General features: G+C 72.2%; 15 protein-coding genes. 9 read left to right on the top strand and 6 right to left on the bottom strand.

What is annotated here, in order from left to right:
* Positions 1-122: 122 nt before the first annotated feature.
* From ACFV9D_RS38020 to ACFV9D_RS38005, 4 genes are read right to left on the bottom strand one after another with little or no spacing between them, the layout of a single operon-like run.
* Positions 123-1,019, bottom strand: coding sequence for a carbohydrate kinase family protein (locus ACFV9D_RS38020; RefSeq protein WP_385157388.1), 897 nt, complete (start codon positions 1,017-1,019; stop codon positions 123-125).
* Entirely contained in the window at positions 1,016-1,930 is a 915-nt protein-coding gene (locus ACFV9D_RS38015) for a pseudouridine-5'-phosphate glycosidase (protein ID WP_385157385.1), read from the bottom strand. The genes ACFV9D_RS38020 and ACFV9D_RS38015 overlap by 4 nt, the downstream gene beginning before the upstream one ends.
* A 49-nt stretch (positions 1,931-1,979) precedes the next feature.
* Positions 1,980-3,137, bottom strand: coding sequence for a hypothetical protein (locus ACFV9D_RS38010; protein WP_385157382.1), 1,158 nt, complete (start codon positions 3,135-3,137; stop codon positions 1,980-1,982).
* On the bottom strand, positions 3,121-3,963 hold the full coding sequence (locus tag ACFV9D_RS38005) for a hypothetical protein (RefSeq protein WP_385157379.1): 843 nt from the start codon (positions 3,961-3,963) through the stop codon (positions 3,121-3,123). The genes ACFV9D_RS38010 and ACFV9D_RS38005 overlap by 17 nt, the downstream gene beginning before the upstream one ends.
* A 586-nt stretch (positions 3,964-4,549) precedes the next feature.
* On the opposite strand from ACFV9D_RS38005, the gene ACFV9D_RS38000 reads away from it, so the two are divergent.
* The 4 genes from ACFV9D_RS38000 (at position 4,550) to ACFV9D_RS37985 (ending at position 8,766) form a co-directional block, all read left to right on the top strand.
* Positions 4,550-4,906, top strand: coding sequence for a cupin domain-containing protein (locus tag ACFV9D_RS38000; protein ID WP_385157375.1), 357 nt, complete (start codon positions 4,550-4,552; stop codon positions 4,904-4,906).
* Between the two features lie 213 nt (positions 4,907-5,119).
* Positions 5,120-6,451 carry a discoidin domain-containing protein gene (locus tag ACFV9D_RS37995; protein WP_385157372.1) on the top strand — a complete coding sequence of 444 codons (1,332 nt, stop codon included), beginning with the start codon at positions 5,120-5,122 and terminating at the stop codon, positions 6,449-6,451.
* Positions 6,451-7,803, top strand: coding sequence for an MFS transporter (locus ACFV9D_RS37990; protein WP_385157369.1), 1,353 nt, complete (start codon positions 6,451-6,453; stop codon positions 7,801-7,803). The genes ACFV9D_RS37995 and ACFV9D_RS37990 overlap by 1 nt, the downstream gene beginning before the upstream one ends.
* A 288-nt stretch (positions 7,804-8,091) precedes the next feature.
* On the top strand, positions 8,092-8,766 hold the full coding sequence (locus ACFV9D_RS37985; protein WP_385157365.1) for a TolB family protein: 675 nt from the start codon (positions 8,092-8,094) through the stop codon (positions 8,764-8,766).
* A 71-nt stretch (positions 8,767-8,837) separates the two neighbouring features.
* On the opposite strand, the gene ACFV9D_RS37980 is transcribed toward ACFV9D_RS37985, so the two are convergent.
* Both ACFV9D_RS37980 and ACFV9D_RS37975 read right to left on the bottom strand, forming a co-directional pair.
* Positions 8,838-10,130: an MFS transporter gene (locus ACFV9D_RS37980; RefSeq protein ID WP_385157362.1), complete on the bottom strand. Its 1,293-nt coding sequence runs from the start codon at positions 10,128-10,130 to the stop codon at positions 8,838-8,840.
* Positions 10,131-10,221: 91 nt separating this feature from the next.
* Complete coding sequence (locus tag ACFV9D_RS37975) at positions 10,222-10,755, bottom strand: methylated-DNA--[protein]-cysteine S-methyltransferase (protein ID WP_385157359.1); 534 nt, start codon at positions 10,753-10,755, stop codon at positions 10,222-10,224.
* Between the two features lie 193 nt (positions 10,756-10,948).
* Here ACFV9D_RS37975 and ACFV9D_RS37970 point away from each other — a divergent pair, with 193 nt between their 5' ends.
* From ACFV9D_RS37970 to ACFV9D_RS37950, 5 genes are all read left to right on the top strand, one after another.
* Complete coding sequence (locus tag ACFV9D_RS37970; RefSeq protein ID WP_385157356.1) at positions 10,949-11,851, top strand: MHYT domain-containing protein; 903 nt, start codon at positions 10,949-10,951, stop codon at positions 11,849-11,851.
* A 71-nt stretch (positions 11,852-11,922) separates the two neighbouring features.
* The gene (uvrB, locus tag ACFV9D_RS37965) at positions 11,923-14,052 is read left to right on the top strand and encodes an excinuclease ABC subunit UvrB (RefSeq protein ID WP_385157353.1); all 2,130 of its coding nucleotides are present in this window, start codon (positions 11,923-11,925) and stop codon (positions 14,050-14,052) included.
* Positions 14,053-14,204: 152 nt separating this feature from the next.
* Positions 14,205-14,783, top strand: a complete 579-nt coding sequence (locus ACFV9D_RS37960) for a TerD family protein (protein WP_385157350.1) — start codon at positions 14,205-14,207, stop codon at positions 14,781-14,783.
* A gap of 143 nt (positions 14,784-14,926) precedes the next feature.
* Positions 14,927-16,828 carry a TerD family protein gene (locus ACFV9D_RS37955; RefSeq protein ID WP_385157347.1) on the top strand — a complete coding sequence of 634 codons (1,902 nt, stop codon included), beginning with the start codon at positions 14,927-14,929 and terminating at the stop codon, positions 16,826-16,828.
* A 243-nt stretch (positions 16,829-17,071) separates the two neighbouring features.
* Complete coding sequence (locus tag ACFV9D_RS37950) at positions 17,072-18,100, top strand: TerC family protein (RefSeq protein ID WP_385157344.1); 1,029 nt, start codon at positions 17,072-17,074, stop codon at positions 18,098-18,100.
* Positions 18,101-18,160: the final 60 nt, after the last annotated feature.

Here is an 18,160-nt window from a genome sequence, read left to right as displayed (position 1 = left end):
GAGCGATCAACGCCCACGACTCATCCGTCAGTTCATGTCGACGCACCACGAATAGAGCAACGAGCCGACGACTTTACGGACATGGCCTAGGGCCAGTCCGGCGGATCAGCGTCGGACAGGCCCTAGGACGCCCCACCGGCAGGCCTCCCGCCCACCACCGTCACCGCCTCCGCACCCGCGCGGCATCCCGCCGCGGCCGCCGTCATCGCGTCCGCGCCCGCGAGCCGTGCCGCCAGGAAGGCGCCCGTGAACGCATCGCCCGCCCCTGTCGAGTCGACCGCCCGCGCCGCCGGCGCCGCGACCCGGCCCGTCACTGCGCCCGCCTCCGCGACCAGTGCGCCCGCTGCGCCCAGGGTGACCACGACCAGCGGGAACGTACGGCTCAACACCTCGGCCGCCTTCGCCGGCTCGGCGCCCCCGGTCAACAGACGGGCCTCGTCTGCGTTCGGGAGCAGCACCTCCGCGCCCTGCGCCGAGGTCAGGAACCGGTCCACGCCGAGCCGCTCCAGAAACCCCGCGGACGCCGGGTCCACACTCACCGGAACCCCCGCCTCCCGCGCGCCCCGCAGGGCCCGCAGCGCGGTCGCGCGACTGGGCGCGGCGAAGAAGAGGTACCCGGACAGATGCAGCTGGGCCACGCCGTCGAGGAGGGCGTCCGTCCAGTCGGCGGGGGAGAGGCGCAGCGCCGCCCCGCTGTCGGTCAGGAACGTACGCTCGGCGCTCTGGTCGACCAGGGCGATCACCGTCGCCGTGGCGGCGTGCGCGTCCGTGACCAGCAGCGGCCGCACACCGGCCCGGCGCAGCGCCCGCTCGTGCCAGTCGGCCGCGTCGGTGCCGACGCGGCCGAGCAGCCGCACGTCGCGACACCCCGAACGCGCCGCCCAGCAGGCCGCGTTGGCCCCAGCGCCGCCCGGAAGCGTGCGGATCTCGGCCGCCGTGTCGGTGGCCGGAGCGAGCGGGGTCCGGTGCCGGGCCACGACGTCGGTGACCACGTCGCCGACGACCAGCAGGCCGCTCACGCGCCGCCTTCGGCGTACGCCGTCGCGATCCGTGCCGCGAGCCGCACATTGCCCCGTACCGCCGCGAGGTTCGCCTCCAGCGAGGCGCCTTCGGTGTGCACGGTCAGGTACTCCAGCAGGAACGGTGTCACGGCCTGCCCCGCGATCCCCTTCTCCTTCGCCGCCGCGAGGCCCTGCGCGAGGACCCGGTCGTGCAGTTCCGGATCCAACTGGTCCGCCACCGGTACGGGGTTGGCGACGATCAGGGCCGCGTACGGCTCGCCGAGATCGTCCTGGGCCCGTATCACGCCCGCCACCTCCTCGGGCGTCCGCAGCGTCCAGTCGACCGGCTCTCCCGACGAGGCCAGATAGAACCCGGGGAAGTGCTCCGTGCCGTACCCCACGACCGTCACGCCCAGCGTCTCCAGACGCTGCAGCGTGGCCGGGACGTCGAGGATCGACTTGACGCCCGCGCACACCACGGTCACGCCGACCCTGGACAGCAGCCGCAGGTCCGCCGACTCGTCCTGCGTCTCGCTCCACTCCCGGTGCACCCCGCCGAGCCCGCCGGTGGCGAAGACCCGTATGCCGACCGAGTCCGCCAGCCACGCCGTCGCCGAGACCGTCGTCGCCCCCGTCGCCCCGGTCGCGAGCGCCGGCGCCAGGTCGCGGTGGCCCAGTTTCCGTACCGCCGGGTCCTCCGCGATCCGGGTCAACCCGTCCTGGTCGAGGCCGATACGGGCCGTGCCGTCGATCACGGCGATCGTGGCGGGCACCGCCCCGCCGTCCCGTACCAGCGCCTCCAACTCCCGTGCCACGGCCAGATTGCGCGGGCGCGGCAGACCATGGGCGATGATCGTGGATTCCAGCGCGACGACGGGACGGCCCTCGTGGAGCGCCTCCCGTACCTCTTCGGACACCTGTGTGGACATGTCCCATCTCTGGCGCAACGGCGAACCACTCAAACCTCGGTGGCGACCATCAGCCACAGCGCGGCAGGCCGGGCAGCCGGCCCGCGTCGACCACCTGGATCACCGGCCGGGAGCCGGATGTCTTGGCGTTGCCCACGCTGTACGCGACGGCGAGCGCACCGTCCTTGGCCTGGGCGTACCCGTACGCCGGAGTGATCCGCGCGTAGGAGCCGGAGCCGAGGTCCAGGGCGTAGGAGGTCTCCGGGGTGCGCCAGGTGACCAGGCGACCGCTGATCCGCAGCTGGTCCATGCCGTCGACGGCCGGGGAGGTCGTCACGACCGCCGTCGGGCGCGCGTCGCCGGTCCGCCACACCATCAGCCGGGGTTCGGCCTCGCCCTCCACCCAGGCCCAGGTCCTGCCGTCGGAGGCGACGGACCGGATGTCCCGCAGCGCGGCCAGCGGGCCGGGCAGCGCGGCCGACCGGGACGTACCGGTGCGGGAGACGGCGGCCAGCCGGGTCCCGGAACCCACCGATTCGCGCCACACCAACAGATCGCCGGCGGCGAAGGGAGCGTCCGTCACGCCCGTGTGCAGGGCGCGCGGGGCGCCGCCGGCGGCCGGCGCCGCGTACACCGTGGCCTTGCCGTCGCCGGTTCCCTGCGCCCAGTGGACGGTGCCGTCGCGGACGACGGGCTGGGGCAGCGGGCCCGGCCGGTCCGCGCGGGCGAGCCGCCGGGACGTGCCCGTCGTTGCGTCCCAGACGTACAGGCTCCACGGGCTGTCCAGGGTCCGTCCCTCGAGGACCGCGAACGCGGCCCATCGTCGGCCGTCGAAGTCGGCCGCGAGCAGCTGGTGTTCGACGGGGTCGGCAAGGATGAGCAGGGTGCGGGGCGCACCGGTGCCGCGCAGCAGGGCGGCCCGCCGCTGTCCCGCACCGGTGAGTTGGACGGCGGTCCAGCCGGGGCCGGTGTCGGTGAGAGCCGCCCGCTCGCCGGCCGGTGACCGCAGCTCGCCCGCTGACAGCGCCGAGCTCCAGGCGGCCGGCAGCCGCACCTCGCACGCGGCGGCGAGCGCGGTCGGCCGCGGCGCCGGGGCGGACGACTCGCGGGGCGTCGGTTCGGGGTCGGGCCGCGCCGACGAGCACCCCGCGACCAGGATGCCCGCCAGCAGCAGGGTCAGGGCCGCTCGGGCGCCGACCGGGGAGGAGGACCTACCAGACGTACCCACGGCCGCCCATGATGGTGGTGATGGTGTCGGACGAGATGTGCGCCGACTTGGGGACGGATCCCGCCCAGGAGATCACGCTCGTGCTCACTCCGCCCACCGGGTCCAGGTAGTTGACCTGCCCGGCGGCGTTGTCCGTGTTGTAGCCGTCTATCGAGACCCAGTGGAATATCTCGATGTTGGGGTGGCCGACGAGATGCGGGCCGCCCGGCACCTCCCAGGCGTTGCCCGCTATGGCGTAGTCGTTGTCGGTGTTGTGCGTGATGTGCTGCTTGAAGTTCGCCTTGTCGGCGGCGGTCGGGGTGTACGGCAGGGCCTTGGGCACGTAACCGGCGCCGGGCAGCCGGTTGTTCAGTGCGTCGACCATCGGATAGCCCGTGGGGTTGGCGACGTTGATGTTGACGCCGTACCAGGCGGTGCCGCTGGAGTTCGTCTTGAGGAGGGTCGCGGCGTCCTGCTGCGACCGGCCCGCGACCTCGTCGTGGGCGGACTGGGTGATCACGAGAGTGGCCGGCCCGCACCAGTAGGACGTCTTCTGCGACTGGTGGAGGCCGCCGGAGACCTTGTACCCCGCCAACGCCGCCTGCGTGCGGACACCGTCGTACGCTCTCGAGGCCTCCGCCTGCTTGGCGGCGCTCAGTCTCTGCTGCACCGGGGTGAGGCGCTGGGGACCGAGGGTGTCGTACGCGGCCTTGTAGTCGGCTCCGGGGGCCGCCGGCTCGGCCGCCAGGGCCGCGGGGGCGGCCACCGTGGCCGCGAGCAGCGCGGCGGCGGTCAGGGCCGTGGTGGTCAGGGCGGCGGTGCGGGGAAGGAAGGCTGACGCGGGCATCGCACTCTCCTGTCGGAGGTGGGGAAGGAGTTCAGGGCGAGTTTGACGCGCGCACGCCAGGCTTGACAGGGGGCTCGGCGGATTGCCCCCGACCAACATTGGGCGCACCAAAGGCGCCGCTTGTGACCAGCGGGGACATCGGTCGGTAACCCGCTCCGCCGGCCCGGTTTTCGGCCGCGTGGCGCCATGACGCCGTGCTCCGCGGTGTGCGCGTATGAGCGATTCCGCCCCCGAGGGGGCCGAGGTGTCCATTCGTCACTTCTACGACGGTCTCGCGGCCGACCACGACCTGATTACGCCGACTGGGGGTTGGGGGCGCGTGGCGGGAGGCGTTCGGAATCGGCCTGCGGAGCCCCGATCGCGGCTGCGGAATCGGTACCTCGTCGAGCCTCCCGGCCGCCCGTACCCCCATCGACACGGCCGCCCGCGCCCGCGACCTCGCGGGCTCCGCGCCCACACCGCTCTTCGGATTTCGTCGTCGTCGCCGAATTCGGAGAAGTCGCCTGGTCGGAGGCGAAACGGAGCAGTCCATTCCATCCGGTCCCGACGGTGGAACGGCCCCGGGCCCCCGCTACAGTCACCGCCCATGACGACACATGACCAGCCCTCCTTCGCCGTCCACATCCCCGATGCGGAGCTGGAGCCGGAGCCGCTCGACCCCGAACAGATCGTCTCGGGTACGCCCGAGGTGACCGGCAAGGTCCTCTGGGAGTCCGCCGACGGCAAGCAGGTGCGGGGCATCTGGCAGATCACGCCCGGAGTCGTGACCGACACCGAGGCCGACGAGCTCTTCGTCGTCGTCAGCGGTCGCGCCACCGTCGCCGTCGAGGGCGGTGCCACGCTGGAGATCGGGCCCGGCGACGCGTGCGTGCTGCGCGAGGGCGACCGGACCAGGTGGACGGTCCATGAGACGCTGCGCAAGGCGTACCACATCAGCCTCTAGGGGATGGGGTGTTGAGGGTCTGGTAGGAAACCTTCCTACCGGCTACCATCCCGGGCAGCGGCTTGGCGCGGCGCCCGACCCCTGTGGGCGTGACGCGCTCAGCGAGAGCTCTGACCCGGCCGCCGTGCACCGCCGCGCCCCCGCGCCGGGCGGTGTGCGGTGCTCCGCGCCGGTGTCCAGCTCTCGCCACGCCTCAGCCCAGGGAGCCCAGGGATGCGCCTGTACGCCTCCGCCCCACCACGCCGCACCACGACCCTCCTCCTCACCGCCGTCCTGCTGCTGATCGGCGGCCTCCTGCTCGCCTACCCCGGCAGGGCCGGAGCCGCCGCCGACCCGCTCGTCTCCCGTGGCAAGCCCGCCACTTCCTCCTCCGTCGAGGACTCCGCCTTCGCCCCGGCCAGGGCGTTCGACGGCGACCCGGCCACCCGCTGGGCCAGCGCCGAAGGCTCCGATCCACAGTGGATCAAGGTCGACCTCGGAGCCACCGCCACCGTCTCGCGCGTTCGGCTCTCCTGGGAGGCCGCCTACGCCAAGGCGTACCGCGTGGAGATCTCCACCGACGGCGCCGCCTGGACCCGCCTCGCCACCGAGACCGCCGGCAACGGCGCCACCGACGACTGGACCGGACTCGCCGGCAAGGGCCGCTTCCTGCGCGTGTACGGGACCGCGCGCGGCACCTCGTACGGCTACTCCCTCTACGAAGTAGAGGTCTACGGCACCCTCGACAGCGGGCCCCCGCCCTCCGGTGCCTTCACCGTCGTCGCGGCCGGCGACATCGCGGCCCAGTGCACGGCCTCCAGCAGCTCCTGCGCCCACCCCAGGACCGCCGCCCAGGCACAGCGGATCGCCCCGAGGTTCTATCTGACGATGGGCGACAACCAGTACGACGACGCCCTGCTCTCCGACTTCCGCGCCTACTACGACAAGACCTGGGGCGCCTTCAAGGCCAGGACCCGTCCGGTCCCTGGCAACCACGAGACCTACGACCCGGCCGGCCCCCTCGCCGGCTACAAGGCGTACTTCGGAGCGCTCGCCTACCCCCAGGGCAAGCCGTACTACAGCTACGACGAGGGCAACTGGCACTTCGTCGCGCTCGACTCCAACGCCTTCGACGACCCCGCCCAGATCCAGTGGCTCAAGGACGACCTCGCCCGCACCACCAAGGGCTGTGTCGCCGCCTACTTCCACCACCCGCTCTTCTCCTCCGGCGGCCACGGAAACGACCCCGTCTCCAAGCCCGTCTGGCAGATCCTCTACGGCGCCGGTGCGGACCTCGTGCTCAACGGCCACGATCACCACTACGAGCGGTTCGCCCCTCAGGACCCGTCCGGACGGGCCACCGCCGACGGCATCGTCGAGATCGTCGGCGGCACGGGCGGCGCCGAGCCCTACCCGATCGAGACGGTCCAGCCCAACAGCCAGAAGCGGATCAGCGGACCCTACGGCGTCCTGAAGCTGGACTTCACGGACACCACGTACACCTGGCAGTACGTCGGCACCGACGGCCAGGTCAAGGACTCCGCCCCGACGTACACCTGCCACTGATGTACCTGGCGACCTCCGGTCGCCCGGACGCGCCGCCGCCCCGCACCGGGGCACGGCGGCGCGTCTCCGGCACCGTCCTCGCGCTCGGCACGGTCAGCCTGGTCACCGACGTCTCCTCGGAGATGGTGACGGCCGTCCTGCCCCTCTACCTCGTCCTCGGGCTCGGCCTCACCCCGCTCCAGTTCGGTTTCCTGGACGGCCTGTTCAACGGCGCCACCGCGCTCGTCCGGCTCCTAGGCGGACACGCGGCCGACCGCGGCGGCCGCCACAAGCGCGTCGCCGGGCTCGGCTACGCCCTGTCCGCGTGCTCCCGCATCGGCCTGCTGCTCGCGGGCGGCGCGACGGGCTGGATCGCGGCGGCGCTCGCGGGCGACCGGCTCGGCAAGGGCATCCGCACCGCCCCGCGCGACGCCCTGATCACCCTCAGCGGCCCGCCCGAGGACCTGGGCCGCGCGTTCGGCATCCACAGGGCGATGGACACGACCGGCGCCCTGCTGGGGCCGCTGGCAGCGTTCGCCCTGCTGTGGGCGACGGCGGACGCGTACGACGCGGTGTTCGTCGTGAGCTTCTGCGTCGGCGTGTTCGGGGTGCTGCTCCTGGTGGTGCTGGTGCCCGGAGGACGGGTGGGCACCGATGGGGACGATCAGGTGGCAGGGCAGCCGGGCGGACGGTCGCGAGGGCAGCCGGGCGAACGGTCGCGAGGGCCGGCGGGCGGACGAGCCGGTGTCGCCGCTGGCGGTGGTCCAGATCCCCGGACGAGGTCCCTGTTCGCCCCGCTGCGCTCGGCCGCGTACCGGCGGATCCTCGGTGCCACCGCGCTGCTCGGGGCCGCCACGGTCGGGGACGCGTTCGTCTATCTGCTGCTCCAGCGGCGGCTCGACCTGGCCGTCACCTGGTTCCCGTTCCTGCCGCTGGGCGCCGCGGCCTGCTATCTGGTGCTGGCCGTTCCCGCCGGACGGCTCGGCGACCGGATCGGACGCCGCCTGCCCTTCCTGTACGGGCACGGTGCGCTGCTCCTCGCGTACCTCCTGCTGCTCGTCCCCGGCCCCGGACCGCTCCTGCTCGGGCTCGTCCTCGGGCTGCTCGGGGTCTTCTACGCCGCCACGGACGGGGTCCTGATGGCCCTGACCGGGCCCCTGCTGCCAGCCGGGCGGCGCGCGAGCGGACTCGCGCTCGTCCAGACCGTCCAGGCCCTGGCCCGCCTGGTCGCGGCGACCGGATTCGGCGCCGCCTGGACGGTGTGGGGTCCGACCGCCGCCCTCGTCCTGGCCCTCGCGGGGCTCGCGGCCGCCCTCGGCTGCGCATGGCGCCTGCTGCCCGATGCCCCGACTCCCGAAGGGTCTCCGACATGACCACGCGTGCACGCCTCTGGGTGCTCGTCCTCGCCGTCCTCGTGCTCGGCGGCGGGGCCACCACCTACACACTCAGGGCGGCCGCGGAACGGACCGTCGGATCGGGCGGCCAACCGGGTCTCACCCTCGAGGGCGCCCCGGGCGGGCTCTACGCCCGCGACACCGCGAGCGGTCGCATCGGCCGCCAGGACCCGGCCGCGGGGGGACTCCCGTACGGTCGGCGGGCCGCTCTGCGACCGCTTCCACGCCGCCGGGCCCACCGCGCTCTGCCTCCAGCGCCGACCGGGCGTGCCGGCCCGCTCGTACGCGATCGTGCTCGACCGGCGGCTGCGCGAACTGCGCCGGATCGCGCTGCCCGGCATCCCGAACAGGGCCCGGGTCTCCGCCTCGGGGCGGATGCTCTCCTGGACGATGTTCGCGACGGGCGACTCGTACGCCGCCTCGGCGTTCTCGACCCGGACCTCGATCCTCGACCTGCGCACCGGGTACCTCGTGAAGAACATGGAGCAGATCCCGCTCACCCTCCACGGCCGCCGCCACCACGCCCCCGACGTCAACTACTGGGGCGTGTCCTTCACCCGGGACGACAGCCGCTTCTACGCCACCGTCGCGACGAAGGGGCGCACGTACCTGGTCGAGGGCGACATGAGGAGATGGTCGGCGAAGGCCCTGCGGGAGAACGTCGAGTGTCCGTCGCTGTCGCCGGACGACACCCGGATCGCCTTCAAGAAGAAGGTCTCCGACGATCCGAAGGCTCCCTGGCGGCTGTACGTCCTCGATCTCCGCACCCTGCGCGAGCACCCGGTCGCCGAGCGCCGGAGCATCGACGACCAGGCGGTCTGGACGGACGACGGCACCCTCGCGTACGCCCACGAAGGGGCGGTGTGGGCCGTTCCCGCCGACGGGACGGGGGCGCCACGCCGATTGGCGTTCGGTGCGTCGTCCCCGACGGTCCTGCGCTGAGACCTCGGCTCGATCCCCCCGTCCGAGAGCCCGTCCGCGGCCCCCCGTCCGCGATCCCCGTCCACGATCCGTCAGGCGCGCCGCACGGCTCCCCGCACCGCCAGCGCCGCCATCGGCAGCAGCAGGGACGCGCCCACCAGGTTGAGCCAGCCGTAGCCCGCCTGGGCGACGATCAGCCCCGCCGCGAGACCGCCCACGCCGGCCGCGGTGTTCATGATGAAGTCCGACAGACCCTGGACCGCCGCCCTGGCGGCCTGCGGAACCGAGTCCGTGAGGAGGGCGGAGCCCGACACCAGGCCCGCCGACCAGCCGAGCCCCAGCACGAACAGGCCGGCCGCGGTCTGCCCATGACTCGGCCCCGCCGTGCCCGCGAGGAGCGCCGCCACCGACAGCAGCCCGACCGCCAGGCCGATCACCGAGAGCCGGCCCAGCCGGTCCGACAGCCAGCCCATCACGGGAGAGAAGGCGTACATGCCCGCGATGTGCCCGCTGATGACCAGGCCGATGAGCTGGATGCCCGCGCCGTGGTGGCTCAGCGCCACCGGGGTCATCGACATGATCGAGACCATCGCGGTGTGGGACACGGCCACGGTCACCAGCGCGAGGCGGGCACGCGAGGACTCCCGTACCGCCCGCATCCCCGCCCGGAGCGAGCGCCCGTCGGCCTCCTCGCTCTCCTCGGGGGACGACAGGGCGCGGGCCGTCAACAGCGGGTCGGGGCGCAGCAGCAGCGCCACCATGACGGCGGAGACCAGGAACACCCCGGCCGCCCAGACGAACGGCCCGGCCGCCGCCGGGATGCCGAGACCCGCCACACTCTCCCCGGCGGGGGCGGCGACATTGGGCCCGAGGACCGCGCCGATCGTCGTCGCCCACACCACCGTGGAGATGGCCCGGCCGCGGCGGTCCGGTTCGGCGAGGTCCGCGGCCGCGAACCGGGCCGCGAGGTTGGCCGAGGAGCCGGCGCCGAAGCCGACCAGACCCGCGAGGAGCAGGGGGAAGCTGTCGACGACCGCGCCGAGGACGACGACCCCGGCTCCCAGCGCCCCCACCAGATAGGCGAGCACGAGCCCGGGCCGCCGACCGCGGGAGCCCATCAGGGAGGCCAGCGGCATGGCGAGCAGCGCGGGACCGGCGACCGAGGCCGTCGAGGCGAGACCCGACAGCGCCTCCGTGCCGCTGACGTCCTTGGCCAGGACCGCCGCGAGCGCGACGCCGATGGCGATACCGAGTCCGCCGAGTATCTGGCTGGCGATCAGCACGGCCTGTATCCGTCGCCGCAGCGCCGGAAGCTCGGCGGCGTTGACATGGGCGGCTGTCTCGACAGGAACGGTGGCGTCAGGGGCGCTGGGCGAGTTGGTCACTTACGGGAGTGTGCCAGCCATCTCACCCGAGGGGAACGCCACCCCCCGAATACCCCCAGGGGGCATCCAGGGCGGTCGTCTGAAGGCCGCCTCAGAACAGCGGCTGCGGCAGCACGCCCTCCAGCGCCAGCAGGGTTCGCTTGGTCTCCAGACCGCCCCCGAAGCCGCCGATCCCGCCGTCGCTCTCCACCACCCGGTGGCACGGCACGACCACCGGCAACGGATTGGCACCCATGGCAACCCCCACCGCCTGCGCCGCACCCGGCTGCCCGACCCTTCTGGCCAGGTCCCCGTACCCCACGACCGTCCCGAACGGCACCCCCTCCGCCAGCTCGCGCAGCACCTGGCGGTTGAAACCGGTCGTCAGCGTCCAGTCCAGGGCGAGGTCGAAGGCCCGCCGCGCGCCCGCGAAGTACTCCCCGAGCTGCCGTATCGGCTCGGCGAGTCGGCCCGCATCGCTCCGCACCGGCTCCGCGCCGAGCTGATCCGCCAGCCGCCCGAGCGCCGCGTCCCGCACCGCCTCGTCGGCATGGAAGACCACGCTCACCAGGCCGCGATCGGTCGCCGCGAGCAGCAGCGGGCCGATGTCGCTCGTCACGACCGTCCATTCCACCGTGGTGTCCATGGAGATCACCGTACGACCGCCCACCGACATCGCCGGCGTCACGGCCCGGTCTCGTCTCGGTCTCGCGGGAGCCAAATCCCGGACCACATGGTCGTGCGCCCCGCCGCGCGCCATAATCTCGCCCCGACAGGACTACTCAGCGGTACCGACTGTTTTCGGACGACGTGGCACCACGGGTGGAGGACATACGCTCATGCAGGGCACGGTCGACGGATTCAGCTACGGCCTGGTGACACCGGTCGCCGCCTACCTCATGGCCTGCCTCGGCGGGGCCCTGGGCCTGCGCTGCACGATCAGATCGCTGCGCCACCGCGACACCTTCAAGGCCGGCTGGCTGGCCCTCGGGGCGACCTCGATAGGCACCGGCATCTGGACGATGCACTTCATCGCGATGATGGGCTTCTCGGTCCGCCAGGCCCCCATCAGCTACGACCGGCCCATCACCTTCGCCAGCCTGGCCGTCGCCGTCGTGATGGTCGGCATCGGCATCTTCATCGTCGGATACCGCGGGGCGACCCCGCTCGCCCTGGTCACCGGCGGAACGATCACCGGCCTCGGCATCGCCACCATGCACTACCTCGGCATGGCGGGCATGCGTCTCCAGGGGCGCATCGAGTACGACACCCTCACCGTCGCCCTCTCCGTCGTGATCGCCGTCGTCGCTGCCACCACCGCCCTCTGGGCGGCCGTCTCGGTGCACGGGTTTCTGGCCAGCCTCGGCGCGAGCCTGGTGATGGGCCTCGCCGTCAGTGGTATGCACTACACCGCCATGGCGGCCGTCAACGTCCATCTGCACGGCGACGGCGCCGTCGCGGGCACCGGCGACTCCGCCACCTCGCTGCTTCTGCCGATGCTGGTCGGCCCCGCCGTCTTCCTGCTCCTGGCCGCCGTCGTCGTCATGTTCGACCCGCTGCTCGTGATGGGCGACCCGGACTGGCAGCGCCCCGCCGCGCAGAGCGCGCACCGCCCCGGAGTCCCCGCGCCCCGCCGGGCCCCCGCCTACGGCGAGCCCGCGAACTGGTCGGCCCGGCAGCCCTCCGGCCGGGGCGGCCGCAAGGGGGCGGACCGGGGCGGCCACCGCTCCCAGGACTGGTGAGCGCCGGGCCGCCGCGAGGCCGGTGAACCGTTCACGGCCCGACTGTCAGTGGGGGGTCGTACGGTGGTCACATGCGGCCCGTTTCCCAGATCGAACGTACGGTGGCGCCTTTCGAGGTCGTCAGTCCCTACCAGCCCAGCGGCGACCAGCCGACGGCCATCGCCGACCTCGAGCGGCGCATCCGCGCGGGCGAGAAGGACGTCGTCCTCCTCGGCGCCACCGGCACCGGCAAGTCGGCGACCACCGCCTGGATGATCGAGAAGCTGCAGCGCCCCACGCTGGTGATGGCGCCGAACAAGACGCTGGCCGCCCAGCTGGCGAACGAGTTCCGCGAGCTCCTGCCGAACAACGCGGTCGAGTACTTCGTCTCGTACTACGACTACTACCAGCCCGAGGCGTACGTCCCGCAGTCGGACACCTACATCGAGAAGGACTCCTCGATCAACGAGGAGGTCGAGCGGCTGCGCCACTCCGCGACGAACTCCCTGCTCACCCGCCGCGACGTCGTCGTGGTCGCCTCCGTCTCCTGCATCTACGGCCTCGGTACGCCCCAGGAGTACGTGGACCGGATGGTCCCGCTCAAGGTCGGCGAGGAGATCGACCGCGACCAGCTGCTGCGCCGCTTCGTCGACATCCAGTACACCCGCAACGACGTGGCGTTCGCCCGGGGCACCTTCCGGGTCCGCGGCGACACCATCGAGATCTTCCCGGTCTACGAGGAGCTCGCGGTCCGCATCGAGATGTTCGGCGACGAGATCGAGGCGCTCTCCACGCTCCACCCCCTCACCGGCGAGGTCATCAGCGAGGACCACGAGCTGTACGTCTTCCCCGCCAGCCACTACGTGGCGGGCCCCGAGCGCATGGAGAAGGCGATCAACGGCATCGAGAGCGAGCTCGAGAGCCGGCTCGCCGAGCTGGACAAGCAGGGCAAGATGCTGGAGTCCCAGCGCCTGCGGATGCGCACCACGTACGACATCGAGATGATGCGCCAGATCGGCTCCTGCTCCGGCATCGAGAACTACTCGATGCACCTCGACGACCGCGAGCCCGGCACCGCCCCCAACACGCTCCTCGACTACTTCCCCGAGGACTTCCTCCTCGTCATCGACGAGTCGCACGTCACCGTTCCGCAGATCGGCGCGATGTACGAGGGCGACGCCTCCCGCAAGCGCACCCTCGTCGACCACGGCTTCCGGCTCCCCTCCGCGCTCGACAACCGCCCGCTGAAGTGGGAGGAGTTCCAGAAGCGGATCGGGCAGACCGTGTACCTCTCCGCCACGCCCGGTACGTACGAGCTGTCCCGCGGCGACGGCTTCGTCGAGCAGATCATCCGCCCCACCGGCCTCGTCGACCCCCAGGTCGTCGTCAAGCCCACCGAGGGACAGATCGACGACCTGGTCCACGAGATCCGGGTGCGCACCGAGAAGGACGAGCGGGTCCTTGTCACCACGCTCACGAAGAAGATGGCCGAGGACCTCACCGAGTACTTCCTGGAGCTCGGCATCCAGGTCCGCTATCTGCACAGCGACGTCGACACCCTGCGCCGTATCGAGCTGCTGCGCGAGCTGCGGGCCGGCGAGTACGACGTCCTGGTCGGCATCAACCTGCTCCGCGAGGGCCTCGACCTGCCCGAGGTCTCGCTCGTCGCCATCCTCGACGCCGACAAGCAGGGCTTCCTCCGCTCCGGCACCTCGCTGATCCAGACCATCGGCCGCGCGGCGCGCAACGTCTCCGGACAGGTCCATATGTACGCGGACACGATCACGCCGGCGATGGAGAAGGCCATCGACGAGACCAACCGGCGCCGCGAGAAGCAGATCGCGTACAACACGGCCAACGGCATCGACCCGCAGCCGCTGCGCAAGAAGATCAACGACATCGTCGCCACCATCGCCCGCGAGGAGGTCGACACCGAGCAGCTGCTCGGCACCGGCTACCGCCAGGGGAAGGGCGGCAAGGCACCTGTTCCCTCGCTCGCCGCGCACACCACCAAGAGCAAGGCCAAGGGCGCCAAGGTGGGTGCCACGGTCGAGCTCGGCGACCGCCCCGCCACCGAACTGGCCGCGATCATCGAGGAGATGACCGACCGGATGCGCGCCGCCGCGGCGGAGCTGCAGTTCGAGGTGGCGGCCCGGCTGCGGGACGAAGTGGGAGAGCTGAAGAAGGAGTTGCGCCAGATGAAGGAGGCGGGACTCGCCTGACGCCCGGGGTGCCCCGGGCCCGCCCGGTGTGTTGCAAGACCGACACAAAACGCGTCTGCGTCTGCTGCGTTGTCACTGCCCCTGCGTAGGGTGCTGGGCAACCGCACGCACAGCAGAGACGGCCGCGGGGATCGCTAGAGAGGGGACAGCGCGTGACGGTCAACATGACCAAGGGTCAGGCCATCAGCCTGGAGAAGAAGGGCGGGGGCACCCTTACGTCGGTACGGATGGGGCTCGGCTGGCAGGCGGCGCCCCGCCGCGGCCTCTTCGGCTCGCGGACCCGCGAGATCGACCTGGACGCCTCCGCGGTGCTCTTCGCCGACAAGCAGCCCGTGGACGTGGTCTTCTTCCGTCACCTCGTCAGTGACGACGGCTCGGTCCGGCACACCGGTGACAACCTGGTGGGCGGCGTGGGGCAGGGCGGCGACGACGAGGCGATCCTGGTCGACCTCCAGCGGATCCCGGTCCACATCGACCAGATCGTCTTCACGGTGAACTCCTTCACCGGGCAGACGTTCCAGGAGGTGCAGAACGCGTTCTGCCGGATCGTCGACGAGACCAACGGCCAGGAGCTCGCGCGCTACACCCTGGACGGCGGTGGCCAGTACACCGCGCAGATCATGGCGAAGGTGCACCGGGCCGGTTCCGGCTGGCAGATGACCGCCCTGGGCAACCCGGCCAACGGCCGGACGTTCCAGGACCTCATGCCGGCGATCCTGCCGCACCTGTAGGTCGGTAGCGCAGGCGCACCCACAGCTCCCGGAGGCAGCAGGCCACCGGGAGCTGTCCCACATGATCCGCGTGATCCACCCGCAATTCCGCATGCAATTCCGCACGTGATTCCGCACGGAACGAAGCCGAGGGGACAGAGTCGATGACGGCCGAGCTGGTCCGGGGGCAGAACCACCCCCTGCCCGACACCCGACTGGAGATCCGGGTCTCGGCCGGCCATCCGGTCGTCGCCGGCGCCACCCTCGGCGACGAACGGGGCACGGTCCCCGGCGTCGAGTGGATCGCCCACCCCGGCTCGCCCTCGCTGCCCGGCGTCGAGGTCTCCCAGCAGGCCGCCGCCGACCACCGCCTCGCCGTCGATCTGGAAGCGCTCCCGGCCGCCGTGCACCGCGTCTCCGTCCTCCTGGCGCTCCCCGTCGGCGTCGGCGGCCCCACCCGCTTCGGCGGCATCGCGGCCCCCTTCGTCGCCGTCACCGGCCTCGACGGCACCGAGATCGCCAGCTACACGATCACCGGCCTCGACAGCGAATCCGCCGTCGTCGCCCTGGAGTTGTACCGCCGCCAGGGCGCCTGGAAGGTCCGCGCCATGGGCCAGGGGTACGAAGGCGGCCTGGCCGCGATGCTCGGCGACCAGGGTCTCGAGCGCCCGGCCGACCTGGCCGCGTCGATCCTGGAGGCCGTGGCCCGGGGCCTGGCCCGCTCGGTCTCCGCCCCGCCCCCGCGCGTCCCCGAGGCCGAGCGCGTGCGCCACACGGCGCCGACGACCGCCTCGGACGCGGGCGCCGGGGCCGACCCGGCGCCGACCGTGCCGGTGACGCCCCCGCCCGCCGCCACGGCGGGCACCGGCGGCCCCATCAGCTACGCCCATCCGCGCCGCCAGGCCGCCGCCCCCGAGCCGCAGCCGGCTCCGCCCGTCCCCGTCGCCGGGGACGCCACCGGCTGGTCCATGGACGAGCGGCTCTACAACCAGGTGTGGGGCATGTTCGAGGACCTGGCCCGCTCCACCGCCGCGTACCGCAGCGCCTGCGACTTCGCCGAGTCCCGCCTCGACCAGGAGCTCGACCGCGCGCTCTCCGACCCCCGCAGCCGGATCGGCGGCGCGGGGGACGCCGCCCGCGAGGCCGCCCGCGCCAAGCACGACGAGCTCACCGCCCGCGCCCAGGAGGCCCTGGACCGGGACCTCGCCCAGCTCGCCGCCGAGTCCGAGGTCGTCGAACCGGCGCTTCCGGCCGCCTTCGCGCGCTGGGACAACCCCGTCTGGCAGGCCTATCGCGTCCCCATGGAGGTGCCGATGGCGCTGCGCCTGGGCGATCTCCATCTGCCCGAGCGCACCGACCTGCGCATCCCGATGCTGGTCCGCCTCCCGCTGGAGCGCGGCCTGTGGGTGGACTCGGGACGTGGCCATTCCGAGGCGGCCGGACTCCTCGACGAGGCAGAGCTGCGCCGCCTCGCCATGGACACGGCCGTCGCCCACGCGGCCCGGCTGCTCGCCGTGTATCCGTCGGGCGAGTTCGCCGTCCATGTCATCGACCCGGCGGGCTCCGGAGCCGCCGCTCTCGCCCCGCTGGTCGAGGCGGGCGTCCTGGCCGGGCCGCCGGCCGCCGGAGCGGCCGGGGTCTCCGCCGTCCTCGCGCGGCTGACCGAGCGCGTCGACCTGGTCCAGATGGCGCTGCGGGCCGGCGCCCCCGACGCGCTGCCGCCCGGCCTGGACACCGCCGAGCAGCTCCTGATCGTCCACGACTTCCCGCACGGCTTCGACGACCGCGCGGTCACCCAGCTCCGCTACCTCGCGGACGAGGGCCCGGCCGTCGGCGTGCATCTCATGATCGTCGCGGACCGCGAGGACGCGTCCGCGTACGGCCCCGTGCTCGACCCGCTGTGGCGCTCCCTGCTGCGGATCACGCCCGTCGCCGACGACCACCTCGCCGACCCGTGGGTCGGCCACGCCTGGACGTACGAGCCGCCCTGCTTCCCGCCCGGCAGCGGAGTGCTCCGCCAGGTCCTCGCCCAGGTGGCCGAGGCCCGGCGCCAATGGGGCCGCTGACCTGGCCTCTTGGGGTGTCTTTACCCTCGCCTTTACCTTCTCTTGGTTCTTCGGGTAGTCTTCTCGGCGCGGAGGGGAGTACTCCCCATGTGCGGCGTTCCCGTCAATACGGACGGACCGTGAGCGGTCTGATCCCGGGGCGTCGGCCCGGCTCGTCACGTACGTGACCGGGTGGAAGAGACCTCCGGCAGCGACGACGCTGATCAGTAGCCGTACGACGCCGGAGGCGCAGTGGACGTTTCAATGACCATGTGGGTGCTGACCATTCTCGGTCTGTCAGCCCTGATCGCGATCGACTTCTTCATCGGGCGCAAGCCCCACGACGTGTCGGTCAAGGAAGCCGGAATCTGGACGATCGTCTGGATCGTCCTGGCCGCACTCTTCGGCCTCGGACTGCTGATCTTCGGCAACAGCCAGGCGTCGGGAGAGTTCTTCGCCGGCTTCATCACCGAGAAGTCGCTGAGCGTCGACAACCTCTTCGTATTCGTCCTGATCATGGCGAAGTTCGCGGTGCCCTCCCACCTCCAGCAGCGCGTGCTGCTCGTGGGTGTGCTGATCGCCCTGGTCCTGCGAGCGATCTTCATCGCCGCCGGCGCCACGATCATCGCCAGCTTCTCCTGGGTCTTCTACATCTTCGGTGCGTTCCTGATCTACACCGCCTGGAAGCTGATCCAGGAGGCACGCGCCGACGAGGATGAGGACGACTGGGAGGAGAACCGTCTCCTCAAGTCAGTCGAGAAGAAGTTCGGCGTCGCGGACAAGTACCACGGCACGAAGCTCTTCATCAAGGTCAACGGCAAGCGGGTGCTGACCCCGCTGATGATCGTCATGCTCGCCATCGGCACGACCGACATCCTCTTCGCCCTCGACTCGATTCCGGCGATCTTCGGTCTGACGCAGGACCCGTACATCGTCTTCACCGCCAACGCCTTCGCCCTGATGGGTCTGCGACAGCTGTACTTCCTGATCGGCGGCCTGCTCAAGAAGCTGGTCCACCTCAGCTACGGCCTGTCGGTGATCCTCGGATTCATCGGCGTGAAGCTGGTGCTGCACGCCCTGCACGAGTCCGGGGTGCACGTCCCCGAGATCTCCATCCCGGTCTCGCTCGCGGTCATCTGCGGTATCCTGGTCGTCACCACGATCACCAGCCTCATCGCCTCCAAGAAGCAGGCGGAGCGCGAGGCCGCCGAGGCCGCGGCCGAGAAGCCGGCGCCGGCCGAGGTCCCCGCGGCGGATGCCGGCGAGACCGAGAAGGACAGCGTCGACGCCTGACCGGGTCCCGGCACCAGAACGCACCGCGGCCGGTGCGGGCGGCACACCACCGCCCGCACC

The organism is Streptomyces sp. NPDC059875, from assembly GCF_042731085.1.
In the GTDB taxonomy this organism is placed as follows: domain Bacteria; phylum Actinomycetota; class Actinomycetes; order Streptomycetales; family Streptomycetaceae; genus Streptomyces.
This window is presented reverse-complemented; position numbering and strand designations above follow the sequence as displayed.